General features: G+C 73.9%; 17 protein-coding genes. 10 read left to right on the top strand and 7 right to left on the bottom strand.

What is annotated here, in order from left to right; genetic code table 11:
* The first annotated feature begins 146 nt into the window (after positions 1 to 146).
* The 6 genes from ABD345_RS15550 (at position 147) to rny (ending at position 7,433) form a co-directional block, all read left to right on the top strand.
* Positions 147 to 1,763, top strand: coding sequence for a S8 family peptidase (locus ABD345_RS15550; RefSeq protein ID WP_344552679.1), 1,617 nt, complete (start codon positions 147 to 149; stop codon positions 1,761 to 1,763).
* A gap of 87 nt (positions 1,764 to 1,850) precedes the next feature.
* Positions 1,851 to 2,045 (top strand): DUF3046 domain-containing protein, encoded by a 195-nt coding sequence (locus ABD345_RS15545; RefSeq protein WP_030457969.1) that lies wholly within the window; start codon positions 1,851 to 1,853, stop codon positions 2,043 to 2,045.
* A 34-nt stretch (positions 2,046 to 2,079) separates the two neighbouring features.
* Complete coding sequence (locus tag ABD345_RS15540) at positions 2,080 to 3,555, top strand: AI-2E family transporter (protein ID WP_380274745.1); 1,476 nt, start codon at positions 2,080 to 2,082, stop codon at positions 3,553 to 3,555.
* A 233-nt stretch (positions 3,556 to 3,788) separates the two neighbouring features.
* Positions 3,789 to 4,889 carry a recombinase RecA gene (gene recA / locus ABD345_RS15535; protein WP_344552677.1) on the top strand — a complete coding sequence of 367 codons (1,101 nt, stop codon included), beginning with the start codon at positions 3,789 to 3,791 and terminating at the stop codon, positions 4,887 to 4,889.
* A gap of 4 nt (positions 4,890 to 4,893) precedes the next feature.
* Positions 4,894 to 5,832 carry a regulatory protein RecX gene (locus ABD345_RS15530; protein WP_344552676.1) on the top strand — a complete coding sequence of 313 codons (939 nt, stop codon included), beginning with the start codon at positions 4,894 to 4,896 and terminating at the stop codon, positions 5,830 to 5,832.
* A gap of 197 nt (positions 5,833 to 6,029) precedes the next feature.
* Positions 6,030 to 7,433, top strand: a complete 1,404-nt coding sequence (gene rny / locus ABD345_RS15525) for a ribonuclease Y (RefSeq protein ID WP_344552675.1) — start codon at positions 6,030 to 6,032, stop codon at positions 7,431 to 7,433.
* Positions 7,434 to 7,640: 207 nt separating this feature from the next.
* Here rny and ABD345_RS15520 read toward each other — a convergent pair whose 3' ends face one another.
* The 5 genes from ABD345_RS15520 to ABD345_RS15500 form a co-directional block, all read right to left on the bottom strand.
* Positions 7,641 to 9,314, bottom strand: coding sequence for an FAD-dependent monooxygenase (locus ABD345_RS15520; RefSeq protein ID WP_344552674.1), 1,674 nt, complete (start codon positions 9,312 to 9,314; stop codon positions 7,641 to 7,643).
* A 107-nt stretch (positions 9,315 to 9,421) separates the two neighbouring features.
* The gene (locus ABD345_RS15515; protein WP_344552672.1) at positions 9,422 to 10,249 is read right to left on the bottom strand and encodes an amino acid ABC transporter permease; all 828 of its coding nucleotides are present in this window, start codon (positions 10,247 to 10,249) and stop codon (positions 9,422 to 9,424) included.
* The gene (locus ABD345_RS15510) at positions 10,246 to 10,896 is read right to left on the bottom strand and encodes an amino acid ABC transporter permease (protein WP_344552671.1); all 651 of its coding nucleotides are present in this window, start codon (positions 10,894 to 10,896) and stop codon (positions 10,246 to 10,248) included. Before ABD345_RS15510 ends, ABD345_RS15515 begins: the two co-directional genes overlap by 4 nt.
* Before the next feature lie 43 nt (positions 10,897 to 10,939).
* A complete protein-coding gene (locus tag ABD345_RS15505; RefSeq protein WP_344552670.1) occupies positions 10,940 to 11,857 on the bottom strand; it encodes a glutamate ABC transporter substrate-binding protein in 918 nt (305 codons plus the stop codon).
* A gap of 75 nt (positions 11,858 to 11,932) precedes the next feature.
* A complete protein-coding gene (locus ABD345_RS15500) occupies positions 11,933 to 12,715 on the bottom strand; it encodes an amino acid ABC transporter ATP-binding protein (RefSeq protein WP_380274751.1) in 783 nt (260 codons plus the stop codon).
* A gap of 441 nt (positions 12,716 to 13,156) precedes the next feature.
* On the opposite strand from ABD345_RS15500, the gene ABD345_RS15495 reads away from it, so the two are divergent.
* Both ABD345_RS15495 and ABD345_RS15490 read left to right on the top strand, forming a co-directional pair.
* Positions 13,157 to 13,888, top strand: a complete 732-nt coding sequence (locus tag ABD345_RS15495) for a response regulator transcription factor (RefSeq protein WP_344552669.1) — start codon at positions 13,157 to 13,159, stop codon at positions 13,886 to 13,888.
* 6 nt (positions 13,889 to 13,894) lie between these two features.
* Complete coding sequence (locus ABD345_RS15490; protein WP_344552668.1) at positions 13,895 to 15,322, top strand: sensor histidine kinase; 1,428 nt, start codon at positions 13,895 to 13,897, stop codon at positions 15,320 to 15,322.
* Positions 15,323 to 15,352: 30 nt separating this feature from the next.
* Here the strand turns inward: ABD345_RS15490 and ABD345_RS15485 are convergent, their stop codons facing one another.
* Positions 15,353 to 16,378 carry a TAXI family TRAP transporter solute-binding subunit gene (locus ABD345_RS15485; protein ID WP_344552667.1) on the bottom strand — a complete coding sequence of 342 codons (1,026 nt, stop codon included), beginning with the start codon at positions 16,376 to 16,378 and terminating at the stop codon, positions 15,353 to 15,355.
* A gap of 73 nt (positions 16,379 to 16,451) precedes the next feature.
* Between ABD345_RS15485 and miaB the strand changes: the two genes are divergently transcribed.
* Both miaB and ABD345_RS15475 read left to right on the top strand, forming a co-directional pair.
* Positions 16,452 to 17,945 carry a tRNA (N6-isopentenyl adenosine(37)-C2)-methylthiotransferase MiaB gene (miaB, locus tag ABD345_RS15480; protein WP_344552665.1) on the top strand — a complete coding sequence of 498 codons (1,494 nt, stop codon included), beginning with the start codon at positions 16,452 to 16,454 and terminating at the stop codon, positions 17,943 to 17,945.
* A 225-nt stretch (positions 17,946 to 18,170) separates the two neighbouring features.
* Positions 18,171 to 18,863, top strand: coding sequence for a class III extradiol dioxygenase subunit B-like domain-containing protein (locus ABD345_RS15475; RefSeq protein WP_344552664.1), 693 nt, complete (start codon positions 18,171 to 18,173; stop codon positions 18,861 to 18,863).
* 87 nt (positions 18,864 to 18,950) lie between these two features.
* Here ABD345_RS15475 and ABD345_RS15470 read toward each other — a convergent pair whose 3' ends face one another.
* On the bottom strand, positions 18,951 to 19,172 hold the full coding sequence (locus ABD345_RS15470; RefSeq protein ID WP_014138444.1) for an antitoxin: 222 nt from the start codon (positions 19,170 to 19,172) through the stop codon (positions 18,951 to 18,953).
* Between the last annotated feature and the right edge of the window lie 57 nt (positions 19,173 to 19,229).

The following is a 19,229-nucleotide window of genomic DNA, read 5'->3' as shown; positions in this document are numbered from 1 at the left end:
CATGGTGCCCCGACACGCTGACAGGTCACGGAACGGTCACCGTCTGACCCAATCCCGGGCAGCAAATCGTACAAATCGCTCATATCGTGAGGATTCGGACTCGATTTCCCGGAGTCCGGCCCTGCCTGACGAGCGGAGACCGTGCGATGGAGCAGGTGAGCCAGGCCCCCGGCAGCACCCCCGCCACCCGACGGCGCCGCAGCGTCCGGGTGCTCGGCGCGACGCTGCTCACCGGACTGCTGCTCGGCGGCGCCGTTCCGTACGTCACCGGCAACGGCGGCACCTACCTCAGCTACCTGGTGCTGGACGAGCGCACCGACGCGCAGGGCGCCGCGCACGCCGCCGACCGGGCCCGGGCGCTCGGCGGCAAGATCGTCCAGGACTACCCGCAGATCGGCGCGGTGCTCGCCTACGCCGGCCCGCAGTTCGCCGGGAAGCTGCGCCGGCAGCCCGGGATAGCCGCCGTCGGCGCCACCCGCACCGTCCCGGTGCCCTCGCCGCCCCGGCCGCTGGCCGGCGCCGCGTTCGGCACCGGCGAGGACACCTGGGCGGCCGCCGGGACCGGCACCGCCGGGCTGCCGCCCGCCGGGGGCGGCGCGGCACCCGTCGCGGACGACGTGGCGGAGGGCGCCGACGACTCCACCGCCACCGTGCCCGACCCCGGCGAGCAGTCCGACTGGAACCTCGCCATGATCGGCGCCCTCGGCCGCCCCGCCGGGCGCACCGCCGCCCTGCTGCGCCCGCCGCTGGCCGGCGCCGGCACGCCCTCCGCCGACCGGGCCGGCGCGCTGCCCACCGCCCAGCAGCTGTCCGGGGTCACCGTCGCGGTGCTGGACTCCGGCGTCGACGACACCCACCCCGACCTGCGCACCGCCGTCGACCCGGCCGCCTCCGCGTCCTGCGCCGACGGCCGCCCCGACTCCCGCAGCGGCGCCTGGCGCCCCGACGACGCGATCAACGAGAGCGGCCACGGCACCCACGTCGCCGGGATCGTCGGCGCCGCCCGCGACGGCCACGGCGTCACCGGCGTCGCCCCCGGCGTGCGGATCGCCGCCGTCCGGCTGCTCGGACCGCTCGGCCAGTACTACGCCGAGAACATCGTCTGCGGCATGCTCTGGGCCGCCGACCACGGCGCCCGGGCGATCAACGACAGCTACTTCGCCGACCCGTGGAAGTACAACTGCCCCGAGGACGCCGACCAGGCCGCGCTGGCCGCCGCCGTCGGCCGGGCCGTCGCCTACGCCCAGCGCAAGGGCGCCGTGGTGGTCGCCTCGGCGGGCAACGACGGGCAGGACCTCAACGCCGGCCGCGAGGACCGGCGCAGCCCCAACGACCGCACCTCCGGCCCCCCGGAGGAGCGGCAGCTGGGCACCGAGTGCATCCGGCTGCCCGGCGAACTGCCCGGCGTGGTCACCGTCACCGCCGTCGACCGCACCGGCCTGCCCTCCGCGTACAGCAACTACGGGCGCGGCAAGGTCTCCATCGCCGCCCCCGGCGGCGACCCCGACGGCGGCACCCAGGGCGCGGTCGTCTCCGACTGGCCCGGCGGCCGCTACGCCGCGCTGGCCGGCACCTCGATGTCCGCCGCGCACGTCACCGGCGCCGTCGCCGTGGTCGCCGCCCTGCACCCCGACTGGGACCCCGGGCGGATCACCGCCGCCCTCTCCCGGGCCGCCGCCGACAGCTGCGCCCGCACCCTGCCGCTCGGCTGCCAGGAGCACGACTACTACGGCGCCGGGATCCTCGCCCTGCCGACCGGCTGACCGGCCGGAGCCGAACCGGTCGGCTCCGATCCAGTCGGCTCCGATCCGGCCGGACGGGGACGCGTGCCGGTGGCCGATACTGGTCGGATGAGGCTGACCGAGTTCTGGCGACGGATGCACGAGCACTTCGGCGAGGCGTACGCGGAGTCCTTCGCACAGGACCACGTGATGGGCGAACTCGGCGGGCGCACCGTCCGGCAGGCGCTGGACGCCGGCTGGGAGGCCAAGGACGTCTGGCGGGTGGTCTGCGTCACGCAGGGAGTGTCTTCCCTGCTGCGGTGACCCCGGACGGCGCGAGGTGGGCCAGACTGGCCCGGTGGCGAGCAGCGCAGAGCACCCCGACACCCCGTTCGATGCCGACGCCGGCCCCGGCGGCCCCTCCGCACCCGGCGGCCCCTCCGCACCCGGCGGCCCCTCCGCACCCGGTGACCCCTCCGCACCCGGCGCTCCGGCCGGCCCCGGCGCCGCCGAGACGGTCGACACGGCCGCCGCTCGGCTGCTGCGCCGGGTCGAGCTCGGCGGCGGCGCGATGCCCCGCTGGCTGCCCAGGGCGATACTGCTGGCGCTGCTCGGCGTCGGGCTGTTCCAGCTCGCCGACTGGGCCTTCCACCAGCTGATCGACCTGTTCGTGATGCTGCTGGTGGCGTTCTTCCTGTCGCTGGCGATGGAGCCCGCCGTCGACCGGATGGCCGCCCGCGGGGTGCGCCGCGGACTCGGCACCTTCCTGGTGTTCATCGGCCTGGCCCTGGCGGTGGCGGGCTTCCTGGCCTCGCTCGGCACCCTGCTGGTCGACCAGATCACCCAGATCGCCGGGAAGCTGCCGCAGCTGCTCCAGGACCTGATCAACTGGATCAACCACACCTTCCACACCGACCTGTCGCTGGACCAGCTCCAGCACCAGGTGCTCAAGGACTCCGGCACCATCGAGAAGTACGCCCAGCAGGCCGCCGACAACGTCTGGGGCGTCACCGGCACCGTCATCGGCGGGCTGTTCCAGGCGTTCACCGTCGGCCTGTTCACCTTCTACTTCACCGCCGAGGGCCCCCGGGTGCGGCGCAACGTCTGCTCGCTGCTGCCGCCGTCCAAGCAGGGCGAGGTGCTGCGGGCCTGGGAGATCGCCCTCGCCAAGACCGGCGGGTACCTGTACTCCCGGGCGCTGCTCGCGCTGATCTCCACGCTCGCGCACTGGGCGTTCTTCGCCGCCATCGGCCTGCCGTACGCGGCGGCGCTGGCCGTCTGGGTCGGCGTCATGTCGCAGTTCGTGCCCACCATCGGCACCTACCTGGCCGGGGCGCTGCCCGTCCTGGTCGGGCTGACCGAGCGGCCGGTGGAGGCGCTGTGGGTGCTGGCCTTCGTGATCGTCTACCAGCAGATCGAGAACTACCTGCTGCACCCGCGGATCACCGCGAAGACCGTCGACGTGCACCCCGCCGTCGCGTTCGGCGCGGTGATCGCGGGCGCCGCCCTGCTCGGCGCGGTCGGCGCGCTGATCGCCATCCCCGTCGCGGCGACCCTGCAGGGCTTCGTCGGGACGTACGTGCGCCGCTACGAGGTCGAGGACGACCCGCGGATCGACCGCGGCGAGGAGCGGCGCGAGCGGCGGCGGCACACCGTGCGGCGGCTGCGGCGGATGGTCTCCGGCGGCTCGGACGGTTCGGGCGGCGGACGGTCGAACGGCTCGGACGGGGGCGGGCGGTCGGACGGCTCCGGCGGGGGCGGCGGCGGACGGTCGGACGGCTCCGGCTCGGACGGTTCGGGCGGCGGGCGGCGGGAGGATCCGCCCGGGGAGTGAGCGCTCCGCACCCGCCCCGGGCTCCGGAGGGGCGGGGAGGGGCGCACGGGAGAGCGGCGCGGCGGGGGCGGGGTGGGGTGGTCGAGGTGCGAGACTGGAATCGAACGTGTGTTCTTTGTACTCTTCGGCGCGGAGTTTTCCACAGGCCGAGCCCGTCCGGGGCCGATTGTCGGTGGGACGCGCTAGCGTCGGTGACGATGAAGCGCACAGGACAGAACCCGAGGGTGGAAGCCATGGCAGGAACGGATCGCGAGAAGGCCCTGGAGGCCGCACTCGCCCAGATCGAGCGGCAGTTCGGCAAGGGCTCGGTGATGCGCCTCGGTGAGAAGGCGAACGAGCCGGTCGAGGTGATCTCCACCGGGTCCACCGCCCTTGACGTGGCGCTCGGCGTGGGCGGCATCCCGCGCGGCCGCGTGGTCGAGATCTACGGCCCGGAGTCCTCCGGCAAGACCACCCTGACCCTGCACCTGGCCGCCAACGCCCAGAAGGCCGGCGGCACCGTCGCCTTCGTCGACGCCGAGCACGCGCTCGACCCCGAGTACGCCAAGAAGCTCGGCGTGGACACCGACGCCCTGCTGGTCAGCCAGCCGGACACCGGCGAGCAGGCGCTGGAGATCACCGACATGCTGATCCGCTCCGGCGCGATCGACCTGGTGATCATCGACTCGGTGGCCGCGCTGGTGCCGCGGGCCGAGATCGAGGGCGAGATGGGCGACTCGCACGTCGGCCTCCAGGCCCGCCTGATGAGCCAGGCGCTGCGGAAGATCGCCGGTGCGCTGAACCAGTCGAACACCACCGCGATCTTCATCAACCAGCTGCGCGAGAAGATCGGTGTGATGTTCGGCTCGCCGGAGACCACCACCGGTGGCCGCGCGCTCAAGTTCTACGCCTCGGTCCGCCTCGACATCCGGCGGATCGAGACGTTGAAGGACGGCACCGAGGCGGTCGGCAACCGCACCCGCGTCAAGGTGGTCAAGAACAAGGTGGCCGCGCCGTTCAAGCAGGCCGAGTTCGACATCCTCTACGGCGTCGGCATCAGCCGCGAGGGCGGCCTGATCGACATGGGCGTGGAGCACGGCTTCATCCGGAAGTCCGGCGCCTGGTACACCTACGAGGGCGACCAGCTGGGCCAGGGCAAGGAGAACGCCCGCAACTTCCTGAAGGACAACCCGCAGCTGGCCGACGAGATCGAGGCCAAGATCAAGGGCAAGCTGGGCATCGGCCCGAAGCCCCCCGAGGCCGAGGGCGAGGCCGCCCCCGCCGTGGAGATCCCGGCGGCCGCGGCCCCGGCGAAGGCCGCGGCCAAGAAGACGGCGGCCGCCGCCAAGAGCTGATCCGTTGACACCGCAGCAGAGCGACCACCCGGCACCGGGCCCGTCCGAGGACGGGTCCGGTGCGGGCGTTTTCGGTAGCGGCAGCGGGGGCGCCGACGAGTACGGTCCGCCGGACTGGTTCGCGGCCGTGGCGGAGGAGGACGCCGGGCCGGAGCCGGCCGGCCCGCCGGACCGGCCCGCCGCGGCGGCCGGGCGGCCGGGCCCCGAGGAGCCCCCGGTGAGCGAACTGCCCGGGCTGGTCCGGGCCTCCGAGCTGCCCGGCGGGCGGCGGCGACGGCGCAGCGCGCTGGGCGAGTTGCCGGAGGCGGCCCCGGCGGCCCCGGAGCGGCCGCGGCGGCGGGCGAAGGCCGAGCGGGCCGAGCGGGCCCAGGGCCCGGGCGGGGCGGGGGAGCCGCGGGAGGAGCGCAAGCCGCGGCGCGGACGGGCCGTCGAACCGGAGGGCGACCCGGCGGAGCGGGCCCGGGACATCTGCCTGCGGCTGCTCACCGGGGCCGCCAAGTCCCGCAAGCAGTTGGCCGATGCGCTGCGCCGCAAGGAGATCCCGGACGAGGCCGCCGAACGGGTGCTGGACCGGTTGGAGGAGGTCGGCCTGATCGACGACGCCGCCTTCGCCGAAGCCTGGGTGGAGTCCCGGCACGCGGTGCGCGGGCTGTCCCGGCGGGCGCTGGCCCAGGAGTTGCGGACCAAGGGCGTCACCGGGGAGACCGCCGAACGGGCCCTGCTCCAGGTGGACGCCGACGACGAGTCCGAGGCCGCCCGGGCGCTGGTGGCGCGGAAGCTGCGCTCCACCGCCGGCCTGGAACGGGACGTGCGGACCAGGCGGTTGGTCGGGGTGCTGGCCCGCCGCGGCTACGCCGAGGGCCTGGCGTACCGGGTGGTGCGGGAGGCGCTGGACGCGGAGGGGGCGGGGGAGGAGGACTGGCCGGAGGTGGAGGGGGACTGAGCGCGGGCGCCGGTCGCGGAGCCTGCGGCAGGGTGCCCGCACCACCGTGCGATTTGATGACTGGTGATCAGATCGATGGAGCCAATTCTCGATCGCATCTTGACCGTTTCGTAACCTCGGCCTAGCCTCACACTCAGTGGCAGGACGATCGCGGAGGTCGCCTCAGCGGCAGCGTGAGCAGGACGGGGAGTGGCCGGATGGGCATCGCTCAGGGCACCGAAACGGGTTCCTCCCTGCTGCTGGCGGCCGGGGTGCTGATCGGCGCCCTGGTGCTGGTGCTGGCCGCCGGGTTCCTGATGCTCCGCCAGCGCCGGGCCGAACTCGACCGCCGCGAGGCCCGGTTGACCTCCGAACTGCACCGCCTCCACCAGCACGAGGACGAACTCGCCGCCCGCGCCGCCGAATCCGAGCGGGTGCGCGGCGAACTCGCCGACCAGGCGGCCGAGAACCGCCGGCTGCTGGAGCACACCGCCGGGCTGACCGCCGCGCAGGCCCGCGAGGAGATCGTCCGGACCGCCGAGTCGGAGGCCCGCCGGGAGGCCGCGCTGACCGTCCGGGAGATCGAGCGGCGGGCCGTCACCGAGGGGGAGGGCCGGGCCCGCGAGATCATCGCCGCGTCCGTCCAGCGCCTGGCCGCCGAGCACACCGCCGACACCGTGGTCACCACCCTGCGGCTGCCCAGCGAGGACATGAAGGGCCGGGTGATCGGCCGCGAGGGCCGCAACATCCGCGCCTTCGAAGCCGTCACCGGGGTCAACCTGATCGTCGACGACACCCCCGGGCTGGTGCAGCTCTCCTGCTTCGACCCCGTCCGGCGGGAGAGCGCCCGGCTCACCCTGGAGGCGCTGCTGGTCGACGGGCGGATCCACCCGGCCCGGATCGAGGAGGCGCACGAGCGCAGCCGGGCCGAGGTCGAGCGGCTGTGCGTGCGGGCCGGGGAGGACGCGCTGCTGACCGTCGGGATCGGCGCGAGCGGCGAGATGTCGCCCGAACTCGTCCGCACCCTCGGCACCCTGCGCTACCGCACCTCGTACGGGCAGAACGTGCTCGGGCACCTGGTGGAGTCCGCGCACCTGGCCGGGATGATGGCCGCGGAGATCGGCGTCGACCCCGAGCCGGTGCGGCGGGCCGCGCTGCTGCACGACATCGGCAAGGCGCTCAGCCACCGGGTGCCGGGCAGCCACGCCGCGATCGGCGCCGAGTTCGCCCGGCGGCACGGCGAGACGGAGGAGGTCGTGCACGCGATAGCGGCCCACCACGGGGAGATCGAGGCGAAGACCGTGGAGGCCGTGCTCACCCAGGCCGCCGACGCCTGCTCGGCCGGGCGGCCGGGCGCCCGCAAGGAGTCGGTGGAGGCGTACGTGCGCCGGCTGGAGCGGTTGGAGGAGATCGCCCGGGCGCACGAGGGCGTCACCAAGGTCTACGCGATGCAGGCCGGACGGGAGGTCCGGGTGATGGTGCAGCCCGAGGCCGTGGACGACCTGCGGGCCCAGGAGATCGCCCGGGAGGTCGCCCGGCAGGTGCGCGAGGAGCTGACCTACCCGGGGCAGATCCGGATCACGGTGGTGCGGGAGTCGCGGGCGACGGAGGTTGCGCGGTAGCGCGAGGTCCGCAGCGGGGAGCAACCCGGGGCGGCAACTGGCTGCCGGTGCCGCGATCTTGCCGGTGTGGGGGTGGCTGGGCGCGCAGTTCCTCGCGCCCCTGGTTTGGCGCCTGCGGTCTTCTTCGTGCGGGTGCGGAGCTGGGTGTGCGGTTCCTCACGTCCCCGGTTTGGCGCTTGTGGTCTTCTTCGTCCGGGTGCGCGGGTGCTATCCCTTGGCTTCCTGCTGTTCCAGGCCCGGCTTGGGGGTGAGCGGGGCGGTGAGGGCGTGCAGGGTCTCGGGGTGGAGGCCGGGGGTGGTGCCCAGCAGGTGGCCGTCGGGGCGGACCAGCAGGACGGTGTGCGGGGTGGCGCCGGGGTAGGCGTCGGTGACCAGGACCTCGGTGGGGACGGGGAGGTCGGCGGCGAGTTCGGCGAGGCGGGGCATCAGGCCGGCGCCGAGCCAGTGCTCGGCGGACCAGACGGTGGTGCCGGGGGCGACCAGGACCAGGAGGAAGGGGCCGCCGAGGCGGGCCCGCAGGGTGTCCGCCGCGCCGTCGGCGGTGACCACCGGGAGGTCGGGGACCAGGACGCCGGGGGCGGTCGCCGGGAGCAGCTCGGTCAGCGAGGTGCCGCGGCCGGAGCCGCGCTGCTCGGGGACCCGGGGGGAGACGCCGGAGGGGGCGGCGGGGTAGGCGGGGGCGCCGCCGAAGCGACCGGTGCCGAGCTGGCCGTCGGCGAGCAGCGGGGCGTGCTTGCGGAAGGAGCCGGACAGCAGCGAGCGCCGGGTCTCGGCCCAGCCGCGCAGCGGCCGCAGCAGCGGCATGCTCTGGTCGACGGCGCGCAGCCGGGCGCCCACCGCGCCGCGGCGCTCGGCCTCGTAGCCGTCGAGCAGGGCGCGGTCGGCGCGGTCGCCGCCGGGCGGCAGGTGCCAGGCGAGGGCGAGCCGCCAGGCGAGGTTGTCGGCGTCGCGCAGGCCGTCGGCGAGGTTCTGCATGCCGAGGGCGCCGTGCAGGTGGGCGGCGTCGCCGGCCAGGAAGCAGCGGCCGGTGCGGAAGCGGGCGGCCAGCCGCTGCTGGTAGGTGTGGTCGGCGGCGGCGAGCAGTTGGTGCGGCGGGAGTTCGCCGCACCAGCCGGTGAGCGCGGAGGTGACCCGGGTGAGCAGGGTGTCGCCGGTGACGATGCCGGGCCAGGTGGCGTGCGGGTCGACGGGTTCGGTGGGCTGGGGGCGGCCGGGGGGCAGCCGCCAGTCGAGCCGCCACAGGCCGTCGGGCAGCGGGCGGGCGGACGCCTCGCGGTCGCCGCGCCACGGGGGTTCGCGGTGCAGCCGGGCCTCGCCGGGGAAGGGCAGGTCGACCCGGACGGTGGCGACGGCGTGCCGGTCGACGGCGGGCCGGCCGGGGAAGCGGACCTTGAGCAGCTTGCGGACGGTGGAGCGGGCGCCGTCGCAGCCGACCAGGTGGCTGCCGCGCCACCAGGTCTCCTCCCCGGCGGAGTTGGTGCGGACGGCGACCCCGTCGCGGTCCTGGGCGATCTCGACCACCTTGTGCCGCGGCAGCAGGCGGATCAGCGGGGCGGCGGCGACGGCGTCGCGCAGGCCGCGCTGGAGGCGGTGCTGGGCGAGGTGCAGGACGGGTTCGTCGTCCAGCGGCAGGCGCAGCACCTCGGCGCGGCGGCGCCAGATGGTGAAGGCGTCCCAGCGGGCGGCGTCGGAGCCGACCCGGGCGTAGCCGATCCGGCCGAGGAAGGCGGCGGTGTCGCCGCCGAGCACGACGGTGCGGGGGCTCTCGGCGCTGACGCCGGGCCCCTCGTCCAGGACGGTGCTGGGGACTTCGTTGCGCGCGAGGGCGAGCGCCAGGGCGAGGCCGACCGGCCCGGCCCCGACGATGATCACCGCGTCCATGCCGGGGCCTTCGGGCGGGCGGCGCCGGCCGCCGGTGCGTCATGTGCCGGGTGGGAGGTCCCAGGTGGTGTCACGAAGAGCAATGCAACAGATCACCTGGGTGTCCGTCAAGCAGCGGATGCGCCGCGACGGTTCGCGCCGCGGCGGCCGCGGGACTCGATCCAGCGGGCCAGGCCGCTGAGCGCGAGGCACAACGCGATGTAGATCGGGGTGATCACCAGGACCACCGGGATGTACGGGTAGCCGTCGGAGTTGGAGGCGATCAGCTTGCCGACGTACAGCAGCTCGGAGTACGTGATGATGTAGCCGAGCGAGGTGTCCTTGAGGGTGACGACCAGCTGACCGATGATCGCGGGCAGCATCGCCCGGACCGCCTGCGGGACGAGCACCAGGCTCATCACCTGGGTCTTGCGCAGGCCCAGGGCGTACGCGGCCTCGGCCTGGCCGCGCGGGACGGCGTTGATGCCGGAGCGGATGATCTCGGCCTGCACGGCGCCGTTGTACAGCACCAGGCCGACGACCAGGCCCCACATCGGCTCGGCGGTGAACACCGCCTGGTACAGCGCGAAGATCATGATGACCAGCGGCATGGCCCGGAAGAACTGGACCACCGCGGTGGACACCGCGCGCACCGGCCGGTGGTCGGAGAGCCGGCCGGTGGCGAACAGCACGCCGAGCAGCAGCGAGCCGGCCGCGGACAGGCCGAAGACCTCCAGGGTGGCCAGCACGCCGTCCAGGATCCGCTGCTGGACGGCGTTGTACTCGAAGGGCGCCCACAGCGAGCCGTCGAACTGGCCCTGGTCGGCCAGGGTGGAGACGACCCACCAGAACAGGGCGGCGATGCCCAGCGTGCCGAGCACGCCGGCCAGCAGGTAGCGCCGCCGGGCCCGCGGGCCCGGGACGTCGTACAGGACGGAGGCGGTGCGGGCGCTCATCGGGCCACCGCCGTGCGCCGCTCCAGGGCGGAGAAGACCGCGCCGACCGAGAAGCTGATCACCAGGTAGGCCAGGGCCACCCAGAAGAAGATGGCGAAGATGGCGTAACCCTTCTCGGTCAGGGTCTTCTGCACGCTGAACAGCTCGAAGACGTTGAAGGCGCCGGCCACGGCCGAGTTGCGGGGCAGCGCGATGAACACCGAGCCCATCGGCGCGAGCACCGCGCGGGCCGCCTGCGGCAGCACCACCAGGCTCAGCGTCTGGCCGAAGCCCATGCCCAGCGAGCGGGCCGCCTCGGCCTGGCCCAGCGGCACGGTGTTGATGCCCGCGCGCAGCACCTCGCAGACGAAGCTGCCGGTGTAGATGCTGAGCGCGGCCACCGCGGCGGTGAAGCTGCTGATGTGCACGTCCAGCCGCGGCAGCACGAAGGTCACCGCGAAGAACATCAGGGTCAGCGGGGTGTTGCGGAAGAGCATCACCCAGCCGGTGCCGAAGGCCCGCAGCACCGGGACCGGCGAGACGCGGAAGGCCGCCAGCACGATGCCCAGCAACAGGGCGAACAGGGCACTGAGCGCGCTCAGTTCGAGCGTCCCCAGGAACCCGCGGACGAACAGCGAGAAGTTGCCGTCCTCGAACGGTATGCCCATGCCGGCGGCCCTCCTTCCTCGGTATCGGTGTTCCGGACGGGCGTCAGGAGGCGGTGGTCGGGTCCAGGTCGGGGACGGACGGCGCGGCCGAGCCGGACAGGCCCAGGGTGGCGTCGTACGCCTTCTTCCAGTCGCCGTTGTCCTCGTGCTTCTTGAGGGCGTCGTTGATCGCCTTCTGCAGCACCGCGTCGCCCTTCTTCAGGCCGATGCCGTAGCGCTCCTTGGAGAACGGCTCGCCGACGACCTTGAGCTTGCCCTGGTTCTTCGCGGCGTAGCCCTTGAGGATCGCGTCGTCGGTGGTGACCGCGTCGACCTCCTTGGTGAGCAGCTTCTCCACGCAGAGCGAGTAGCTGTCGAAGGTGGTGACGTTGGGCTCGTACTTCTTGATGTTGTCGATCGAGGTGGAGCCGGCGGCGGTGCAGACCGACTTGCCCTTGGTGGTCTCGGGGCTGGTGATGTCGGCGTTGTCCTTGTTCACCAGCAGCGACTGGCCGGCGATGTAGTACGGGCCGGCGAAGTCGATCTGGGTCTTGCGCTTGTCGTTGATCGAGTAGGTGCCGACGTAGTAGTCGACCTGGCCGCCGGACAGCGAGGTCTCGCGGGCGCTGGAGTTGATCGTCTTGAAGTCGATCTGGTCGGCGGAGAAGCCGAGGTCGGCGGCGACCATCTTGGCGATCTCGATGTCGAAGCCGTTGCGCTTGCCGGTCTGCACGTCCTCGAAACCGAGGAACGGCTGGTCGGACTTGGCGCCGATGACCAGCTTGCCGCGCTTCTTGGCCTCGGTCCACACCGGCGAGCCGTCCAGCTTGGCGTCGGCGTTCACCTGGTAGGTCGGCAGCTGCGGGGCGGCCGAACCGCCCTTGTCGGCATCGGAGTTCGGTGATCCGTCCTTGCCGCAGGCGGCGACCGCCGTCAGGGCGAGGACGGACAGGGCGGCGGCTACGGTACGACGGGCCTTCATGCGGTCGTTCTCTCCTCGGTAGGGGCCATCGCTGGCTCCGGGCACATTCGAACTGACGCTAGATCAAGCGGGGTCTCAGTGGTGCAGGATCTTCGAGAGGAAGTCCTTGGCACGGTCGCTGCGCGGCGCGGTGAAGAACGCCTCGGGGGTGTTCTGCTCGACGATCCGGCCGTCCGCCATGAACAGGACGCGGTTGGCGGCCGAGCGCGCGAAGCCCATCTCGTGGGTCACCACCACCATGGTCATGCCCTTGGCGGCGAGCGAGCGCATCACCTCCAGCACCTCGTTGACCATCTCCGGGTCGAGGGCCGAGGTGGGCTCGTCGAACAGCATCACCTTGGGGTTCATCGCCAGCGCGCGGGCGATCGCCACCCGCTGCTGCTGGCCGCCGGACAGCTGGGCCGGGAACTTGTCCGCCTGGGCGCCGACGCCGACCCGCTCCAGCAGCTCGCGGGCGGTCCGCTCGGCCTCGGCCTTCGGCACCCGGCCGACCTTCACCTGGGCCAGCACCACGTTCTGCAGCACGGTCTTGTGCGCGAACAGGTTGAAGGACTGGAACACCATGCCGACCTGGGCGCGCAGCCGGGCCAGTTCGCGGCCCTCGGCGGGTAGCGGGCGGCCGTCCACCTCGATCGTGCCGGAGTCGATGGTCTCCAGCCGGTTGATGGTGCGGCACAGCGTGGACTTGCCGGAGCCGGACGGGCCGATCAGCACCACGACCTCGCCCTGGGCGATCTCCAGGTCGATGTCCTGCAGCACGTGCAGCGCGCCGAAGTGCTTGTTCACCCCGCGCAGCGACACCAGCGGTGTGCTCCCGCCGCCCTCCGCCCGCTGCGGCTCGGCGCTGTTCTCGGTCATCGCGGCTCGCTCCCTCGTCCTCCGAACCCGGGCCAACTCGCAGGGGCCGCAGAGCCGGTGATGGTCCGTCTGATGTCCGGGGGCCGGAGCCGGCGGAGCCCTCGGCCCCCGGACTGGGGTGACTTTAGACAGGTACACGACCCCTCGTCAGCCGATCTGAGCTGAACTTGAGGATCACGGTTCGGCTACGCCGGGTAGTCGGCGGGTAGCGGATACCGGCTGGGTAACGGACCGGCCGTCCCGGTTGACCGGGTGACGCCGGATGGGCATGGATGCCAGGATGGCGCCGTTCCGCCGGGACGGTGCCGGAGCCGCGGCCGCGGGGCGACCCGCGCCGCGGAACGACCGGACGTGCCCGAACCTGTCCGCGGCGCCGCCGGACCGAACCCGGACGAACACGCCGAACCGAACCCGAACGAACACCGCCGGAAAGGGAACCCGATGCGCCTGCTCCTGGTCGAGGACGACGACCGCGTGGCCGCCGCCCTGGTCGCGGTGCTCGGCCGGCACGGCTTCCAGGTCCGGCACGCCCGCAGCGGCCACGAGGCGCTGGACGCGCTCGTCCCCGACGGCAGCGACCCCTACCGGGTGGTGCTGCTCGACCTCGGCCTGCCCGACCGGGACGGCTTCGAGGTGTGCAGCCGGATCCGGGCCGGCAGCGGCGTCCCGGTCATCATGGTGACCGCGCGCGCCGACATCCGCTCCCGCATCCACGGCCTCAACCTCGGCGCCGACGACTACGTGGTCAAGCCCTACGACATGGGCGAACTCCTGGCCCGCATCCACGCGGTGGCCCGCCGCGGCACCCCCAGGCCCACCGAGGAGAACGGCCCCGAACCGGCCGGACCGCTCGCCTCCCGCGGCATCGAGATCGACCGCGAGCGCCGCCGGGTCTCGGTCGAGGGCCGCGACGTCCCGCTCACCCGCAAGGAGTTCGACCTGCTGGCGCTGCTCGCCCAGAGCCCCGGCGTGGTCTACCGCCGCGAACAGATCTTCAGCGAGGTCTGGCGCTCCGGCTGGGAGGGCAACGGCCGCACCCTGGAGGTGCACATCGGCTCGCTGCGCACCAAGCTCGGCCTGCCCGGACTGGTCGAGGCCGTCCGCGGCGTCGGCTACCGGCTGATAGCCGACCAGCCCGAGGGCGGCGTCACCGACGACGCGGCGGAGCGCTGACCGTACGTGCGCAACCGCCTGCTCGGCATCCTGATCGCCCTGATGGCCTGCGTGCTGGCCGCGCTCGGAGTGCCCCTGGCCTACCTGATCGCCGCCTCCGAGCAGTCCAAGGTGGTCGTCGACCGGATCGACGACGCCGCCCGCTTCGCCCAGGACCTGCCCACCCAGGGCCGCCCCAACACCGCCGCCGTCAAGGGCGACCCGCAGCCCGGCCCCGGCGACAACGGCCGGCTGCACGCCCTGACCAGCGAGGCCGAGCGCTACCACGAGCTGTACGGCGTCCGGATCGGCGTCTTCCAGCGCGACGGCAGCGCCGTCGCCGCCGCCCCCGACGGCTGGCGGCCCCCCGCCGACGGCCCCGGCCGGCAGGCCTACCAGGAGGCGCTGGCCGGCCGCCGCAGCCACAACCCGCCGCAGGTCTGGCCGTGGACCCCCGACCGCACCCTGGCGGTCGCCCTGCCGGTGGTCCGCGACGGCGACGTGGTCGCCGTGGTGCTCACCGAGTCGCCCACCGGCGGCCTGCGCTCGCGCATCCTGCACCGCTGGATGGTGCTGGCCGGGGGCGAGGCGCTCGCCATGATCGTCGCCATCCTGCTGGCCGTCCGGCTCACCGGCTGGGTGCTGCGCCCGGTCCGCACCCTGGACCGGGCCACCCACGACATCGCCACCGGACGGCTCGGCGCCCGGGTCGCCCCCAGCGGCGGACCGCCCGAACTGCGGCGGCTGGCCCGCTCGTTCAACGACATGGCGGACCACGTGGTGCTCGCCATCGACCAGCAGCGGGCGTTCGTCGCCGACGCCTCCCACCAGCTGCGCAACCCGCTCGCCGCGCTGCTGCTGCGGGTCGAGCTGATCGGCCTGGACCTGCCCGAGGGCCACGAGGAGGAACTCGTCGCCGTCCGCGAGGAGGGCGCCCGGCTGGCCCGGGTGCTGGACGACCTGCTCGGCCTGGCCACCGCCGAGGGCTCCCGGCCCGAACCCGAACCCGTCGACCTGGCCGAACTCGTCCGCACCCGGGTCGACGCCTGGCGGCCGCTGGCCGAGCGCGGGGGCGTCCGGCTCAGCTGGGAGGGCCCGCCGATGGCGCACGCCTGGGCCGACCCGATCGGCTTCGGCAGCGCGCTGGACGCCGTCCTGGACAACGCGCTGAAGTTCACCCCGGCCGAGAGCACCGTCCGGGTCGGCCTCAGCATCGGCAAGGACGAGGTCACCGCCACCGTCACCGACGCCGGGCCCGGCCTCACCGAGGAGGAACTGGCCCGGGTCGGCGACCGGTTCTGGCGCTCCTCCCGGCACCAGAACATCGACGGCTCGGGCCTGGGCCTGTCCATCGCCCGCACCCTGCTGCTGGCCGGCGGCGGCGGACTGGACTTCGCGCCCGCCGAGCCCCACGGCCTCACCGTCCGGCTGGCGGTGCCCCGGCGCCGCCGGTGAGGCGCGGCGGGCCCGCGGCCCCCGGAGCGGTCAGGGCTTGACCGACAGGTAGTAGCGCTCGGCGCCGTCGTGCAGCGGCAGCGGATCGGTGTACACCGCGGTGCGCAGGTCCACCAGCTGGGCGGCGTGCACTTGGCCGCCGATGTCGTCCCGGCTGTCGATCACCGCCCGGGTCAGCGCCTCCACCAGCGCCGGGTCCACGTCCGCCCGGGTCACCAGCAGGTTCGGCACCGCCACCGTCGGCACCGCGACCCGCTCCGGCTGCACGTCCGGGTAGGCGTCGGCCGGGATGGTCGCCGCCCGGTACGCGTCCATCCCCGGGCCCGCCAGCTGGTGCAGCGGGTCGGACAGGTCGCCCATCGGCACGATCCGGATCGGGGTGCGCTGCGACAGGTCGGTCAGCGCGGTCGTCGGCAGGCCGCCGGACCAGAAGAACGCGTCCAGCTCCTTCCGCTGCAGCCCGTCCGCCGCCTGGCCGACGCTGACCAGGGACGGCCGCACGTCCCGGTCCGGGTTCAGGCCCGCCGCCTCCAGCAGCCGCCGGGTCACCAGGTTCACCCCCGACTTCGCCTGCCCCACCCCGACCCGCTTCCCCCGCAGGTCCGCCACCGAGTGCACCGGCGAGTCGGCCGGCACCACCAGCTGCATGTAGTCGTCGTAGAGCCGGGCGATCGCCCGCAGCTCCGGCTTGCGCGGGCTGCCGAAGGTCGCCACCGAGTCCGCCGTGGCGACCGCGAAGTCGTCCTGGCCCGCCAGCACCCGCTCCAGGTTGTCCAGCGAGCCCTCGGAGTTGTCCAGCCGGACCTTCAGCCCCGGAATGTGCACGCCCAGGTACTGCTGCAGCAGCACCCCGTACCGGTCGTACACCCCGCCGTTCACCCCGGTCGCGAAGGTGACCCGGCCGTGCGGGCCCGAGGCCGAGGACGCCGAGGACGCCCACCAGCCGCCCGCGCCCGCCGCCACCAGCAGCAGCACCGCGCCGAGCCGGAACAGCCGGTGGCGCAGCACCCGGCGCAGCGCGGCACCCGGACGGGAGGGGAGGTTCGCAGCAGCCATGCCGTGGATACTGCCAGCCCCCACCGCCCGGCGGGAGGCCCTCTCCGCTGCCCGTACCCTTGGCTCTGTGGGTATGGAGGAGAGCTTGCGAACTTACAAGGTCGTCACGTACGGCTGCCAGATGAACGTCCACGACTCCGAGCGCCTGTCCGGGCTGCTGGAGGAGGCCGGCTACGCCAAGGCGGCCGGCGACGGCGATCCCGACCTGGTGGTCTTCAACACCTGCGCGGTCCGCGAGAACGCCGACAACAAGCTCTACGGCAACCTCGGCCGGCTCGCCCCCGCCAAGCAGGCCAACCGCGGCATGCAGATCGCCGTCGGCGGCTGCCTGGCGCAGAAGGACCGCGAGACCATCGTCCGCAAGGCCCCCTGGGTCGACGTCGTCTTCGGCACCCACAACATCGGCCACCTGCCCGCCCTGCTGGAGCGCGCCGCGGTCGAGCGCGAGGCCCAGGTCGAGATCCTCGAATCGCTGGAGACCTTCCCCTCCACCCTGCCCACCCGGCGCGAGTCCGCGTACGCGGCCTGGGTCGCGATCTCGGTCGGCTGCAACAACACCTGCACCTTCTGCATCGTCCCCGCCCTGCGGGGCAAGGAGGAGGACCGCCGCCCCGGCGACGTGCTCGCCGAGGTCGAGGCCCTGGTCGCCGAGGGCGTCGTCGAGGTCACCCTGCTCGGGCAGAACGTCAACGCGTACGGCTCCGACCTCGGCGACCGGGAGGCGTTCGGCAAGCTGCTGCGCGCCTGCGGCCAGGTCGAGGGCCTGGAGCGGGTCCGCTTCACCTCGCCGCACCCGCGCGACTTCACCGACGACGTGATCGCCGCGATGGCCGAGACGCCCAACGTGATGCACCAGCTGCACATGCCGCTGCAGTCCGGCTCGGACACCGTCCTGAAGGCGATGCGGCGCTCCTACCGGCAGGAACGCTTCCTCGGCATCATCGAGAAGGTCCGGGCCGCGATGCCCGACGCCGCGATCTCCACCGACATCATCGTCGGCTTCCCCGGCGAGAGTGACGAGGACTTCGAGCAGACCATGCACGTGGTCCGCGAGGCCCGGTTCGCCAACGCCTTCACCTTCCAGTACTCCAAGCGGCCCGGGACGCCCGCCGCCGACATGGCGGACCAGGTCCCGAAGGCCGTGGTGCAGGAGCGCTACGAGCGGCTGGTCGCCCTCCAGGAGGAGATCTCCTGGGAGGAGAACAAGAAGCAGGTCGGCCGCCGGCTGGAGATCCTGGTCGCCGAGGGCGAGGGCAAGAAGGACGACCGCACCGACCGGCTCTCCGGGCGCGCGCCCGACAACCGGCTGGTCCACTTCACGCGGCCCGAGGGCGGGGTCCGGCCCGGCGACATGGTCACCGTCGAGATCACCTACGCCGCCCCGCACCACCTCCTCGCCGAGGGTCCCGCGCTGGGCGTGCGCCGCACCCGGGCGGGCGACGCGTGGGAGAAGCGGCAGGCGGCGCCGGCCGCGAAGCCGGCGGGCGTGATGCTGGGGCTGCCGGGCATCGGCGCGCCCAAGCAGGTCGCGGCGGCGCCGGGCGGGGGCGGCTGCGGCTGCGAGTAGCCGCTGCGCTCGGCCGGGCTGCTGCGCCGGGGTGAAACCGGAGGACGCGAAGCCGGGGGCGTGGGGAACTGCGCGGAGCGGGAGCGGTACGTCAGCGAGGTCGCGGGACAGCGCGAGCTCTCGTCCTGCTTCGCGATCCGGCTGTGCGTGCTCGGTCGGCCGCGCAGTTCCCCGCGCCCCCGGTTCCGCGTTCCCCGTCGGTGCGCTCCGCGTAGAGTGATCGTCATGCTTGCTGCCGCCGCCGTGTGCCCCTGTCCGCCGTTGCTCGTGCCGGAGGTGGCGGTGGGGGCCGCCGGTGAGGTGGCGGAGCTGCGGGGGGCGTGCCTGGCGGCGGTGGGGGAGCTGGCGGGGGTCGACCTGGTGGTGGTGGTCGGGACCGGCGAGCGGGCCGGGGTGTGGACGGAGGGCGGGGCGGGGTCGCTGCGCCGGTACGGGGTGTCGAAGGCGGTGCGGCTGCCGTTGGGCGGGGTGGACGGTCCGGAGCTGTCGCCCGCGCTGACGGTGGGGGCGTGGCTGCTGGAGGAGGCGGGCGTCCGGGTGCCGACGCACGCCGTCGCGGTGCGGCCGGACACGGGCGTCGAGCGGCTGCTGGGCCTGGGCCGGGGGTTGGCCGAACTCGCGGACCGGGTGGGCCTGTTGGTGCTCGGTGACGGCAGCGCCCGGCGCTCGGTGAAGGCGCCCGGGTACCTGGACGAGCGGGCCGAGGGGTACGACCGGGCGGTGGCGCTCGCGCTGGCCGGGGCGGACGCGTCCGCGCTGGCCGGGCTGGACGCGGGGCTGTCGGCCGAGCTGATGGCCGAGGGGCGCGCCCCGTGGCAGGTGCTGGCGGGTGCCGCGGAGGGCGCCGCGCTCAGCGGTGAACTGCGGTACGAGGACGCCCCGTACGGCGTCGGCTACCTGGTGGCCTCCTGGCGCTGAGCGCGCTGAGCGCGCCGAACGCGCCGAACGCGCCGAGCACGCCGGGCACGCCGGGCGTGCTGGACGGCGCGCGGGCCCCGGGCGGGGTCAGTCGTCCTTGGGCTTGGCGGCGAAGTCGTCGCGGGCGTGCTTGGTGGCCGAGGTGCCCTTGACGATCTTGTCGGAGTACTTGTGCTTGGTGGCCTTGTCGATCGCCTCGCCGGTCTTGTCCACCACGCTGTCGATCTTGTCGCCGTGCTTGCCGGCCAGCTCGCTGGCCTTCTCCTTGAGTTCCTCGGCCTTGCCCTTGAGGTTGTCCATCAGGCCCATGGAGTGCGCTCCTCGCGAATCGGGTGATATCGGTACCGGATATAGCTGATCCTCCCC

Origin of the sequence: Kitasatospora saccharophila, from assembly GCF_039529925.1 — a bacterium.
In the GTDB taxonomy this organism is placed as follows: Bacteria; Actinomycetota; Actinomycetes; order Streptomycetales; family Streptomycetaceae; genus Kitasatospora; species Kitasatospora saccharophila.
Note: the sequence above shows the minus strand (reverse complement) of the source record. Positions and strands in the feature narration are given on the sequence as shown.